The sequence below is a fragment of the Peptoniphilus raoultii genome, assembly GCF_900099555.1.
Lineage (GTDB): Bacteria > Bacillota > Clostridia > Tissierellales > Peptoniphilaceae > Peptoniphilus_A > Peptoniphilus_A raoultii.
Genome location: NZ_FMWM01000002.1, coordinates 744,740 through 758,787 on the forward strand (window position 1 = coordinate 744,740; position 14,048 = coordinate 758,787).

At 33.5% G+C, this 14,048-nt stretch carries 6 protein-coding genes; all 6 read left to right on the plus strand.

Annotated features, from left to right (window positions below; all coding sequences use genetic code 11):
- Positions 1–83 precede the first annotated feature (83 nt).
- The 6 genes from BQ4446_RS03660 to BQ4446_RS03680 all read left to right on the plus strand — a co-directional run bounded on the left by BQ4446_RS03660 (position 84) and on the right by BQ4446_RS03680 (position 13,932).
- Positions 84–422 (plus strand): histidine triad nucleotide-binding protein, encoded by a 339-nt coding sequence (locus BQ4446_RS03660; protein WP_071026742.1) that lies wholly within the window; start codon positions 84–86, stop codon positions 420–422.
- Between the two features lie 2,317 nt (positions 423–2,739).
- The gene (locus BQ4446_RS08855) at positions 2,740–4,704 is read left to right on the plus strand and encodes a copper amine oxidase N-terminal domain-containing protein (protein ID WP_470381998.1); all 1,965 of its coding nucleotides are present in this window, start codon (positions 2,740–2,742) and stop codon (positions 4,702–4,704) included.
- Positions 4,680–4,961 carry an FtsX-like permease family protein gene (locus BQ4446_RS03670; RefSeq protein WP_071026746.1) on the plus strand — a complete coding sequence of 94 codons (282 nt, stop codon included), beginning with the start codon at positions 4,680–4,682 and terminating at the stop codon, positions 4,959–4,961. The genes BQ4446_RS08855 and BQ4446_RS03670 overlap by 25 nt, the downstream gene beginning before the upstream one ends.
- 1,066 nt (positions 4,962–6,027) lie before the next feature.
- Complete coding sequence (locus tag BQ4446_RS03675; RefSeq protein ID WP_470381999.1) at positions 6,028–9,297, plus strand: copper amine oxidase N-terminal domain-containing protein; 3,270 nt, start codon at positions 6,028–6,030, stop codon at positions 9,295–9,297.
- Between the two features lie 26 nt (positions 9,298–9,323).
- Positions 9,324–9,434, plus strand: a complete 111-nt coding sequence (locus tag BQ4446_RS08565; protein WP_245149657.1) for a hypothetical protein — start codon at positions 9,324–9,326, stop codon at positions 9,432–9,434.
- Between the two features lie 649 nt (positions 9,435–10,083).
- A complete protein-coding gene (locus tag BQ4446_RS03680; protein WP_071026750.1) occupies positions 10,084–13,932 on the plus strand; it encodes a stalk domain-containing protein in 3,849 nt (1,282 codons plus the stop codon).
- Positions 13,933–14,048: the final 116 nt, after the last annotated feature.

The following is a 14,048-nucleotide window of genomic DNA, read 5'->3' on the forward strand; positions in this document are numbered from 1 at the left end:
TAGGGCTATTTTTTATCAATCTTTAGCTTTAGTTGGCCTTAAAATAGGGTATATTAAAATTATTAAAATAAGAAGGAGGATTTATGGACTGTTTATTTTGTAAAATAGTTGAAGGTACCATACCTTCAGAAAAGGTTTTTGAAGATGAATTTACATATGTTTTTAAAGATGTAAATCCCGAAGCTCCCGTACATTTACTTATTGTTCCAAAAAAACATATAACATCAGTTGATTACCTAGAAGAAAAAGATAAGGAATTAATAGGACATATATTTTTAGTGGCTAAGAATTTAGCAAAAGAATTTAAACTTAACAATGGATATAGGATAGTAAATAATACCGGAGAAGACGGGGGACAAAGTGTAAAACATCTTCATTTTCACCTTTTAGGAGGAAGAAGTTTCAACTGGCCACCGGGTTAATATTAAAAGAGCTTATATAGCTCTTTTTTTGTATAATGACCTGAAAAATATTTAATGAGGAAATCATGATAAGAAAATTAAAACTAGAGGACTAAGTCACTGAGACTTAGTCCTTATATTTTGCAAATTTATTAATGAAATATTAGATTTATTATAAATATATAGTTATAAGAATATAAGTATAAGAAAAAAGGCAAAAAATATAATACAAAACAATATGCTAAATCAAATCATTTAGAATTGCAACAGACAACTTTTCATTTGGTGATAAAGTCTATCAAAATAGTAAACAAACATAGATACTTATAAATAATAAGAGCTTGACAAAAAGCAGTGGGGGGGGTAGAATGAAGCTAAGTTTAAATACTTTTATCATACATATAAAGGAGGATCTAAGGATAGAAAAATAAGAATGAAAAATATAAAAGGAGGGACTTAGAGAAAGAAAAAATAAAAAAGCAAGCAATAACTAAGAGAAATTAAGGAGGAAATAAATGATAGAAAAAAATAAGATGGGAGGAAAAAAATGAAGTCAAAAAAAATATTAACATTTTTTCTAGCGATGTTAATGCTAGTAACAAGCCTACCCTTCCAGGTATTTGCAAATAATAACGAAAGCATATCTCAAAGTATGGGGGCTAATCCAAACAGAAGTTTGCTGACTCCAGCAGAAGGGGTAATGCACGCGCCTTATTATGAAGGAGCTAGGAAAGCTGTATTTAGGGGAAGTATATCAAAAGTTATAAGAAATAACCCAAGAGCAGGAAATATTCCTATTCATAAAATTACTAAAGTTGTTGCAGTTCGTGAAATAAAAAGGGGACTTATTAATATAAAACAAAGGGTATTAGGATCTGAAGGAATTGATTTGTGGGAATTTACTATAGAATATCCCGGTACAACAGAATCAAACCTAAGAGGTGGAAAATACTCTGCAGATCTTTATTTAGAAAAAGAGACCGTTTCTCCCAATGATCCTAAGACGCGTCTGTATATAGGAAAAGTAGAATTTTCGACCTATGAGCCAGTAGCATTAGAGTGGGTTACTCCCAAAGATTTAGATTATATTAGAAAGTCTACAAGGGATTTTACATCTCGAGGACTTGATCCAAATGATTATTCCATTGTAGAACTTGATGCTACTGAAAAAGGGGACTTTCTTGACTTCTCTGGTAATAAACATAAGGTATTTTATTTAGCTGTAAATAAACATACTACCAAAAAAGAGTTTGAAGGTCAATTTTCGATATATGGTGAAAATGGAATTTATGATGGGGTTGCACCAACTTCAAAAAGATGGAATAGATTTATAGGTTTTTCACCAAGTTTTGAACAAACTTTCCCATTAGGAGAGGATCGAACAACAAGAAAACTTACAGCGCAATATGCTTACACAGGACCTAATTATGACTTGCAAACTGATGAGAATGTAAGGCCTGATGTCCCTGATAATTTTGTAAAAGTTACCTTTTTAAAAGGAGATCATGGTAAGTTATATACACCTGGACTAGGAGATAAAAGAGTTGATAAACTTGTTTATTTTGTAAATCCTAAAGAAGAAATTAAATTTTATGCAGATTTGACAAATAGGGCTTATTATAGGTCAATCGGAGATCCAGATGGATGGAAAAATTTATTTCCATTTGCTGAAGCTGATGAAAATTGGGAATTTGTTCAATGGGACGATACTTTTGGAAAAAGATTTTTTAAAGAGGGGGATATAGTAAATCCAATTTATAAATATGTTGGTAAAGATGTAGTGGAACAAAAGAATGGTACGCCAAAACCAGATGTACCAGATAACTTTAAATTAGTTGAATTTTTTGGAGATGAAGATGGTCATATAGTGATTACTCCAAAGGAAATATCCAAATTCTGGGTAAATCCAGAAAAGGCAGTAACATTAACTGGTCCTAATACAAAAAGCTATCCAGGATATGAGTTTGATGGTTGGGATAAAGAATTAACTCAAACATTTACAAACGATACAATTATAAAAGCAAAAGCTAAAAAAGTAATGACAGGCTTAGTAGATCCCTCTGACCCAGCAAATCCAGATACAAATAATTTCTGGACGGTAACCTTTAAATCAAACGATGAAACAAAAGGAACAATCGGAAGAGCTAATACTGTTTATGTTCCTAAACCATTAAAGAAAACTTTAGCTGACATTACTCCACCTACTCCAAATCCTGCTGAAGGCTGTAGATTTAAAGAATGGTCTCCAAAGTTGGATGCAAATACAAAAATTGATAAAAATATTGAAGTTAAAGCGATTTTTGTATCAACAACATTTGATCCAGAACATGTAGAAAGTATGGTAGTAAAAACACAACCAACAAAACTAAGCTACACAGAAGGAGAAAACCTAGAACTAGCTGGACTAGAAGTAACATTAAAAGACAATCAAGGCTTGACAAAAGATGTAGCATTTGCAGACTTTGCAACCTATGGAATCACAGCAAATCCTACAGATGGAACAGCTTTAACATTAGCAAACAATGGAAAGAAAGTTACATTAACAAAAGGAAGCCTGACAGCAGAAACAGAAGCCTTAACAGTAAATGAAAAAGTATTTGATCCAAACCATGTAGAAAGTATGGTAGTAAAAACACAACCAACAAAACTAAACTACACAGAAGGAGAAAACCTAGAACTAGCTGGACTAGAAGTAACATTAAAAGACAATCAAGGCTTGACAAAAGATGTAGCCTTTGCAGACTTTGCAACATATAGAATCACAACAAATCCTACAGATGGAACAGCTTTAACATTAGCAAACAATGGAAAGAAAGTTACATTAACAAAAGGAAGCCTGACAGCAGAAACAGAAGCCTTAACAGTAAATGAAAAAGTATTTGATCCAACTCATGTAGAAAGTATGGTAGTAAAAACACAACCAACAAAACTAAACTACACAGAAGGAGAAAACCTAGAACTAGCTGGACTAGAAGTAACATTAAAAGACAATCAAGGCTTGACAAAAGATGTAGCATTTGCAGACTTTGCAACCTATGGAATCACAGCAAATCCTACAGATGGAACAGCTTTAACATTAGCAGATAATGAAAATCCTGTAACATTAACAAAAGGAAGTTTGCAAGATGAAACAGCAAATCTAACAGTAAATGCAAAGGTAACACCACAAGATCCAATCGTGGGACCGGTAGATCCAAATGTAACACCAAATCCAGACGAAACTAAAAACTGGACAGTAACATTTAAAGCAGATCAAACAAAAGGAACAATAGATGTAGCAAATACATTCTATGTACCAAAGACAGCAGGCAAAACATTAGCTGACCTAGCAAATGACGCACCACAAGTAACAGCAAAACCTGGATTTAATTTCACAGGATGGGATCCAGCATTAGATGCAAAGACAGCTATTGATGGAAACCTAACAGTAAATGCAACATTTGAAACAACAACTACACCAAATCCTAGTCTTGATGACAAGATTGATGATACTAACAAGAAACCTGTTTATCCAATTGATAAAGATCAAGGTACTGGAGTAATTGTGAAAGATTCTGATGGTATAATTGTTGGTGGTAAGGATGAAGATGGAAAGAATATTCCAACTGTAATTGATCCAAATACTGGTGAAATTATAGTTAACCCAGGCAACAATATTGATGGTCCAATCGTTGTAACTGTTGTTGATACAAAGACAGGAGAACAAAAAGACATTGTTATTGATGTTATTGGTCATACTCCAGGAAGAGATGACAACAGATATTATGATTACAATGATTGGTATGCTCCATTGAGGCGAGATCATTCAAGCTCATCTGATACAACTAAGGTAAATACAAGTGTAAATACAGGAAGAGAAAAGAAAGTATCTAAACTTGAAGTAAGGTTAGTAATTGGTTCTAAAGTATTGAGAAAATCAATAGATGGTATAGAGGAAAGAATAATGATGGACATTGCACCATTTATTGAAAAAGATAGGACTATGCTACCTATTAGATTTGTAGCAGAAGCATTAGGATTTAATGTACAGTGGGATAATGAAAACAGAACAGTCATCCTAATTGATAAAGAAAATGTAGTAAAAATTCCAGTAGATACAAATCAAATAATCGTAAACGGAAAAGTTTATGAAAGTGATGTAAAACCAGTCATTAGAAATGACAGAACAATGCTACCAATAGCAAATATAGCAAGAGCATTGGGCTTAAAAGATGGCAAGGATATTTTCTGGAATGGAAATACAAAGGAAGTTCTAATTACAAGAGAAGTTNAAAAGTTTTGGGATTTTATGCCAAGGAAGTAACGGCTTATGTCTATAGAGAAACTTATTTTCTTACCATAATGGGCATAATTTTAGGCCTTATTATTGGAAAAATTCTCCACTACAGCGTCCTGCAAATTGTAGTTCCTTATCCAGTAATGCTTTCAAGTCATTTAATAACAAGAGCCTACATTTACGCAACCGTAATTACACTTTTAGTTACGACCTTAATTATGCTAGTCTTCCATTTCAAAATTAAAAAAATTGACATGGTAGAATCTTTAAAATCTAATGAATAATAAAGATGTAGATAGATAATAGATAATAGTGTTGTCAAATAATGAACAACGCTATTTTTTTGTACACTTTAGCATGAATAAACCACTGGCTTAGCCAGTGGTTATGATTATACAATTTAATATCAAAGCATAAGAAACTTATAAATTATGAAGCTAAAACAAAATAATACATAAAAAAATAAAAACAAAAAACTAAAAAAATGGAAATTAAAGAGAAGATTACCAGGAAAAATTTTTGCTATAGAAAATAAATATTGATAAAAACAAATGAAATGGAGAAGAAAAAAATATAAAAAACGAAAAAAACCAAAATACAAAATAGTATGATAAAACATATCATTTAACATTATTAAATACAATTCTTTAATCACAGACTAAAGTCTATTAAAAAAGTAAACAATCATAGACATATATGAATAATGAGCTATTGACAAATGTATGAGGGGGGGGGGGTAGAATAAGGCTAGGTATAAACATTTTTGTGTAAGCCAGAAAGGAGACTCAGGTATAGATAGGATATAATAGATTTTTAAAATATAAGGAGGAAAGGAAAAGAAGAAAACAAAAAAGGGGAATAAAAGATGATAAAAATAAAAATTGGAGGTAAAAAATGAAAGCAAAAAGTAAAAGAATAATGGGGCTATTTCTTGCCCTAGTTATGCTCATAGGTTGTCTACCATTTAATATCATAGAAACCTATGCAGAAACTGGAAGAAAAGTTTATAAATACAGACCTACAAATCTGGATAACCCAGTAGATATAAGTGATGCGAACATACCTGATGAGTGTAGAATAAATGGAAAGCTTGATACGACTAAGTATAGTATCATTTCATTTAAATTGCCTGAACTATCAAGATATATTTGTATGGCCAAGCTTATTAAGGTGCCAGGCCAAACTAATAAATATAAATATGAGTATGAGAATGGAGCTTTTCCTGACAAATGTTTCAATGTAACTACATCATTTATAATACCTAAACGTATGCTTTGGAGAGATTTTCGCTCAGACTTAGGTTATGATTATGAAAATAGTCCTGTAGCTATGTATTCGATAATCAGAAGCATGACAGGACAAGGATGTCAATTCGAATTTTATGGTTTTAAAAACGGATTACCTAATGATGATGATGTATTAAACAATGGTAGAATCTTTGAAGCTGATTTTAGGTTAAAAGAAAAGATTACATTATCTAGATCCAATAGTAGTGAAATTGACAACTATATTTGGACGCAGGAAGGCATTTTCCATGCACCTGTTAATCTTGGTTATGGAAGAATAAAAGGTCATGGTAACGGCGGAACAATTAATGGTAAAACTGAACGCGAAGTTTATGCAAATGTTGCCTATGATTTAACTTTTGCAGAAGTAATTAAGCATCTACCTGATCCATATAAGGAAGGATATAAATTTAAATATTGGTCAGAAAGTCCAGAGGAAGGTTCACCTGCAATAGATGGCACAAAAGTATATAACGAAAAAACTTCAAGTTCAACTCAAGGATACGGTATTGATGTCTATGCACAATATGAACAGGGTACACCAGATATAATTGAAAATCCTACAAAACCAACACCACAGGGATATGCAAGGGTAACTTTCAGGGCAGGCGAAGGTATTGAAAAACTAAATTCAACAAAATCTTATGATGTTAAAATAGGAACTAGCCTAAGAGAAGCCTACTATCCAGAAGTAACTTTAAAAGCAACTCACGAAAATCCTGTATGGTCAGTTACACCAGGCACACCAATCAATAGCACAGTAGAAATTGTAGCAACAGCAAGCTCAAAAGGTCTAATAAAAATAGGCACAGATCCTAGTACAACAGTTCCAGTTGGCTATACAAGAATAATTTTTGATGCAACAGTAGATGGCAACATTGCAGGAAACAGATACAAAGTTATAGATGTATTAAATGGAACAACATGGGATAACGCAGCTGTAACAGGACAAGTTCCAGCAAGTGCAAAATACAAAGACACAACAAAAGAATTTAAAGAATGGGATAGCACAGTTCCTATAGGTGGAGAAGTTCAAGAACAAGATTTTGTAGCAATCTACAAACCAGTGTTAAATACAAAGGCATTAGAAGATAAAATTGCTGAAGCAAAAGAAGTTCTTAAAAATGACAACACTTCAGACCCAGCAAAAGCATTAGATGCGAAAGTAAAAGAAGCAGAAGCATTAATAGGCACAGCAACAGAACAAAGCCAAGTAGATGAAAAAGTTACTGAACTTGATACAGCAATAGCAGCAGTTAAAGAACTAGCAGACGCAAAAGCAAAAGCCAAAAAAGAAATCGGCGACTTACCGAACCTAAGTGAAGAAGAAAAAGCGCCATTTATAACACAAGTAGATGACGCAAAAACAAAAGGCGAAGTAACTAAAGCTGTAGAAGATGCAAAGAATGCAGATGATTTAAAGGCATATAAAGAAAAAGCAAAAGAAGACATCGGCAAGCTACCAAACCTAAGCGACACAGAAAAAGACACATACAAAGACGAAGTAGATAAAGCAACAGACAAACCTGGAGTAAACGAGGTTGTAGCAGAAGCAAAAGCAAAAGACACAGAAAATAAAGAACTTAAGGAAGCAAAAGACAAAGCCAAAGAAGACATAAAAGATTTAAATCTAACCCCAGAAGAAAAAGCAGCAGCAGAAAAAGCAATAGATGACGCAAAAGACAAAGCTGAAGTAGACCAAGCTGTAGCAGACGCAAAAGACAAAGCAGCAGCAAACGACCAAAAAGATAAAGAACTTAAGGAAGCAAAAGACAAAGCCAAAGAAGACATAAAAGATCTAAATCTAACCCCAGAAGAAAAAGCAGCAGCAGAAAAAGCAATAGACGAAGCAAAAGACAAAGATGGAGTAGATAAAGCTGTAGCAGACGCAAAAGACAAAGCAGCAGCAAACGACCAAAAAGATAAAGAACTTAAGGACGAAAAAGACGCAGCTAAAGAAGAAATCGACAAACTACCAAATCTAAGCGAAGATGAAAAGAAAGACGCAAAAGATAAAGTAGACGAAGCAAAAGACAAAGCTGGAGTAGATAAAGCTGTAGAAGATGCTAAGGCAAAAGACGCAGAAAAGGCATCTGACCCAGCAGACAAAGCAAAAAAAGAAGCCGAAGAAGCAAAGAAAGCAGCAGAAGAAGCAAAAGCCGAAGCAGAAAAGAAAGCAAAAGAAGCAGAAGAAAAAGCAAAAGAAGCAGAAAAGAAAGCTGAAGAAGCAGCTGAAAAGGCAAAGGAAGCTGAAGAAAAAGCAAAGGAAGCAGAAGAAAAAGCTAAAGAAGCAGAAGAAAAAGCAAAAGAAGCAGAAAAGGCAGCCGAAGAAGCAAAAGAAGCAAAGGAAGCATCAGAAGCAGATCCAAATAATACAGAATTAGCAGAAAAAGCTAAAGAAGCAGAAGAAAAAGCAAAAGAAGCAGAAAAGAAAGCTGAAGAAGCAGCAAAGGCAGCCGAAGAAGCAAAGAAAGCAGCAGAGGAAGCAAAAGCCGAAGCAGAAAAGAAAGCTGAAGAAGCAGCAAAGGCAGCTGAAGAAGCTAAGGAAGCAAAAGAAGCTGCAGATAATGCACAAAAAGAAGCAGATAAAAAAGCTAAAGAAGCAGAAGAAAAAGAAAAAGCTCTTCCTGCAACACCTGATGATAAAAATAAAGCTAAAGAAGAAATCGGCAAGCTACCAAACCTAAGCGACACAGAAAAAGATAAGTATAAAAAACAAGTTGATGATGCAAAGACAAAGGGCGAAGTTGAAAAAGTTGTAGAAGCAGCAAAAGAAAAATCAGCTGGAGGTCAAACACCACCTACACCAACACCAACTCCTACACCTAATCCAGATGGAGACAGGGATCGCGATTACTGGCATAGATCATACTGGACATATAGTTATGGACCATCTAGTACTACAAAGGTAACAGTAGCAAAATCAAATCTTGTAAAACTAGAAGCAAAGTTAGTAATAGGTTCTAAAGAATTGATTAAATCAGTAGATGGCGTAGAACAAAAAGTATTTATGGACATTGCACCATTTATTGAAGGAAACAGAACAATGCTACCAATTAGATTTGTAGCAGAAGCATTAGGATTTAATGTACAGTGGGATAATGAAAACAGAACAGTCATCCTAATTGATAAAGAAAATGTAGTAAAAATTCCGGTAGATACAAATCAAATAATCGTAAACGGAAAAGTTTATGAAAGTGATGTAAAACCAGTCATTAGAAATGACAGAACAATGCTACCAATAGCAAATATAGCAAGAGCATTGGGCTTAAAAGATGGCAAGGATATTTTCTGGAATGGAAATACAAAGGAAGNGTTTATGAAAGTGATGTAAAACCAGTCATTAGAAATGACAGAACAATGCTACCAATAGCAAATATAGCAAGAGCATTGGGCTTAAAAGATGGCAAGGATATTTTCTGGAATGGAAATACAAAGGAAGTACTAATTACAAGAGAAGTTGCAAAATAATAACCTCAAAGGTAACAAGGACTTTGAATGTTTTTACAAATATAATTTATAAGTCTTAGACAAGTAAATATTTGCTAAAATTTAGCAATAAAAGAAGGGACTGAGCCAAGTGCTTAGTTCCTTTTTTCATAAGAAAATAAAAACAAAAAACTAAAAAATGGAAATTAAAGACAAGATTACCAAGAGAAAATTTCGGGATAGAAAATAAATATTGATAAAAACAAATAAAAGGGAGAAGAGAAGAAAAAGATATAAAAAAAGTATAAAAAAACCAAAAGACAAAATAGCCTGATAAAATATGTCATTTAACATTATTAAATACAATTCTTTAATCACAGACTAAAGTATATTAAAAAAGTAAATAATCATAGATATATATGAATAATGAGGTATTGACAAATGTATGAGGGGGGGGGTAGAATAAGGTTAGGTATAAACATTTTTGTGTAAACCAGAAAGGAGACTCGGGTATAGATAGGATATAATAGATTTTTAAAATATAAGGAGGAAAGGAAAAGAAGAAATTTAATATAAGTAAGTTTCATAATAGATAGGGATAACAAATAAGATATCTTTTATAAAAAGGAGCCTAAGGAGGCACAAATTCAAGAATTGATTTTATTCAATTTAAATTTGAAAGGAGTAAATAATGAAAAAACTAAAAAAAATGCTAAGTCTTTTTTTAGCAGCTATGTTATTATTACCCACATTGGTAGGGGTTGTACAGGCAGAAGGACCAGAGAAGATATATTTTAAATTTATTTATAATAATTACACTCCTACTAAATTTCTTAGTGGAAGCAATAGGGAAGATGTAGATGTTACTACTGATGATCATTATAATGGTTTTAGTATAACAAAGAGAAATGAATATGATATTCCAACTGAAGCTAGAGCTAATAATGGACAAAAAACAATAGACATCGGTATAAGTCAAAGAAAAGGTACTAAAATTAGTGCGACATTAACATCTGGAAATGAATCTAAAACATTCACAATCGATTCACCTAATGAAAAAGACATTAAATTGGGAAAGGCAATGTTGAAATTTGAAGTACTTAATGGAGATACAATGAGATTTGGTGAAAATAGAAATGAACCCAGTTATGTACCATTTACAGAAGATTTAACAGTCCAAGTAGATTTTGAGATTGTGAATTTTGAAGAATATAAACAAAGTTATATTGATGAGTTATACAGAACATATTCTTATCCTGAAAAAGAAAGCTTATTTGAAGAAGGACTTAAAGCAGCTATAAAAACTGCAGAAAAAGAATTTAAAGAAGCAACAAACCAGGAAGAATTAATGGTAGCTGTAAAAAAATTTTTTGATTTTACAAAAAAGGATTATGCAGAACAGAAGGCTAAATTTCAAGCTAGAATGTATGCTGTACATGATAAAATAAATAAGGAAAAAAGCGACGGTACATATCTTCTTAGCAAAGATATGAGAGATGAATTAATAGATAATGAACCTTATGAAACATATATATATACTGCTTATTCTGATTATTTTGAAAAAAGTTTTTCTGATACAATGGCTGAATGGGATCCTTTCGAAAAGAAAGTTGATGTAATAGTTAAAAAAGCTGAAATGAAAGAAAAGCTTAATGATAAAGATGTAAACTATGAAGATATATTTACACCAGAACAAAAGGAAGATTTTGAAAGAAAAATTGATGCAATAAATGACGATGATGCTGATGCAATGAACAAATTAGCAAAAATTGAAAAAGATATAGACACTATTAGAGATGCGAAAAATGCAACGCAAGAAGACAAAGATGCAGCAAAAGAAGAAATCGGCAAGCTACCGAACCTAAGTGACACAGAAAAAGAAGAATATAAAGGTAAAGTAGACGATGCAACAACAAAGGGCCAAGTAGCTAAAGCTGTAGAAGAAGCCAAGGCAAAAGATGCAGAAAATAAAGCTGCAAATGACCCTCAAGAACTTAAGAAAGCAAAAGACGCAGCAAAAGAAGAAATCGGCAAGCTACCGAACCTAAGTGATACAGAAAAAGCACCATTTATTAAACAAGTAGATGATGCAAAAACAAAGGGCGAAGTAGACAAAGCTGTAGAAGATGCAAAGTTAGAAAATGCAAGAAACTTTAGAAAGCGTGCAATAGCAAAAATAGAAAATTTAAAGAACCTAAGCGAAGAAGAAAAAGAAGGTTATTTAGAAATAGTGCGTAATGCAAACGCACCAGGTCCGATAGGGTTAGCTGTAACAGAAGCTCAAGCAAAAGACGCAGAAAATTTAAAAAATGCAAAAGAAGAAGCAAAAACTACTATTAACGATCTAAAGAATTTAAGCGATACAGAAAAAGAAGAATTTGTTACGAAAGCAGAAAAACCAGACACAATAGTAGAAGTAAAAGCTGTTGTAGAAGAAGCTAAGGCAAAAGACGCAGAAAACTTAAAAACAGCACAAGACGCAGCAAAAACAGAAATCGGCGACTTACCGAACCTAAGTGAAGAAGAAAAAGCACCATTCATTAAACAAGTAGATGACGCAAAAACAAAAGAAGACGTAACTAAGGCTTCAGAAGCTGCAAAAAATGCAGATGATTTAAAGGAATATAAAGAAAAAGCAAAAGAAAACATCGGCAAGCTAGCAAACCTAAGTGACACAGAAAAAGACACATACAAAGACGAAGTAGATAAAGCAACAGACAAACCTGGAGTAAACGAGGTTGTAGCAGAAGCAAAAGCAAAAGACACAGAAAATAAAGAACTTAAGGAAGCAAAAGACACAGCCAAAGAAGACATAAAAGATTTAAATCTAACCCCAGAAGAAAAAGCAGCAGCAGAAAAAGCAATAGATGACGCAAAAGACAAAGCTGAAGTAGACCAAGCTGTAGCAGACGCAAAAGACAAAGCAGCAGCAAACGACCAAAAAGATAAAGAACTTAAGGAAGCAAAAGACAAAGCCAAAGAAGACATAAAAGATCTAAATCTAACCCCAGAAGAAAAAGCAGCAGCAGAAAAAGCAATAGACGAAGCAAAAGACAAAGATGGAGTAGATAAAGCTGTAGCAGACGCAAAAGACAAAGCAGCAGCAAACGACCAAAAAGATAAAGAACTTAAGGACGAAAAAGACGCAGCTAAAGAAGAAATCGACAAACTACCAAATCTAAGCGAAGATGAAAAGAAAGACGCAAAAGATAAAGTAGACGAAGCAAAAGACAAAGCTGGAGTAGATAAAGCTGTAGAAGATGCTAAGGCAAAAGACGCAGAAAAGGCATCTGACCCAGCAGACAAAGCAAAAAAAGAAGCCGAAGAAGCAAAGAAAGCAGCAGAAGAAGCAAAAGCCGAAGCAGAAAAGAAAGCAAAAGAAGCAGAAGAAAAAGCAAAAGAAGCAGAAAAGAAAGCTGAAGAAGCAGCTGAAAAGGCAAAGGAAGCTGAAGAAAAAGCAAAGGAAGCAGAAGAAAAAGCTAAAGAAGCAGAAGAAAAAGCAAAAGAAGCAGAAAAGGCAGCCGAAGAAGCAAAAGAAGCAAAGGAAGCATCAGAAGCAGATCCAAATAATACAGAATTAGCAGAAAAAGCAAAAGAAGCAGAAGAAAAAGCAAAAGAAGCAGAAAAGAAAGCTGAAGAAGCAGCAAAGGCAGCCGAAGAAGCAAAGAAAGCAGCAGAGGAAGCAAAAGCCGAAGCAGAAAAGAAAGCTGAAGAAGCAGCAAAGGCAGCTGAAGAAGCTAAGGAAGCAAAAGAAGCTGCAGATAATGCACAAAAAGAAGCAGATAAAAAAGCTAAAGAAGCAGAAGAAAAAGAAAAAGCTCTTCCTGCAACACCTGATGATAAAAATAAAGCTAAAGAAGAAATCGGCAAGCTACCAAACCTAAGCGACACAGAAAAAGATAAGTATAAAAAACAAGTTGATGATGCAAAGACAAAGGGCGAAGTTGAAAAAGTTGTAGAAGCAGCAAAAGAAAAATCAGCTGGAGGTCAAACACCACCTACACCAACACCAACTCCTACACCTAATCCAGATGGAGACAGGGATCGCGATTACTGGCATAGATCATACTGGACATATAGTTATGGACCATCTAGTACTACAAAGGTAACAGTAGCAAAATCAAATCTTGTAAAACTAGAAGCAAAGTTAGTAATAGGTTCTAAAGAATTGATTAAATCAGTAGATGGCGTAGAACAAAAAGTATTTATGGACATTGCACCATTTATTGAAAAAGACAGAACAATGCTACCAATTAGATTTGTAGCAGAAGCATTAGGATTTAATGTACAGTGGGATAATGAAAACAGAACAGTCATCCTAATTGATAAAGAAAATGTAGTAAAAATTCCGGTAGATACAAATCAAATAATCGTAAACGGAAAAGTTTATGAAAGTGATGTAAAACCAGTCATTAGAAATGACAGAACAATGCTACCAATAGCAAATATAGCAAGAGCATTGGGCTTAAAAGATGGCAAGGATATTTTCTGGAATGGAAATACAAAGGAAGTTCTAATTACAAGAGAAGTTGCGAAATAATAATTTCAAAGGTGACAAGGACTTTAGACAAGTGAATATTTGCTAACTTTTAGCAATAAAAGAAGGAACTTAGCCAAGTGCTTAGTTCCTTTTTACATAAAAAGAGAGACTCGAAT

What these genes read in the sequence shown, in the direction of transcription:
- BQ4446_RS03660 (WP_071026742.1), top strand. Translation starts at nt 84, where the DNA reads ATGGACTGTTTATTTTGTAAAATAGTTGAAGGTACCATACCTTCAGAA.
- BQ4446_RS08565 (WP_245149657.1), top strand. Translation starts at nt 9,324, where the DNA reads ATGCTACCAATAGCAAATATAGCAAGAGCATTGGGCTTAAAAGATGGC.
- BQ4446_RS03680 (WP_071026750.1), top strand. Translation starts at nt 10,084, where the DNA reads ATGAAAAAACTAAAAAAAATGCTAAGTCTTTTTTTAGCAGCTATGTTA.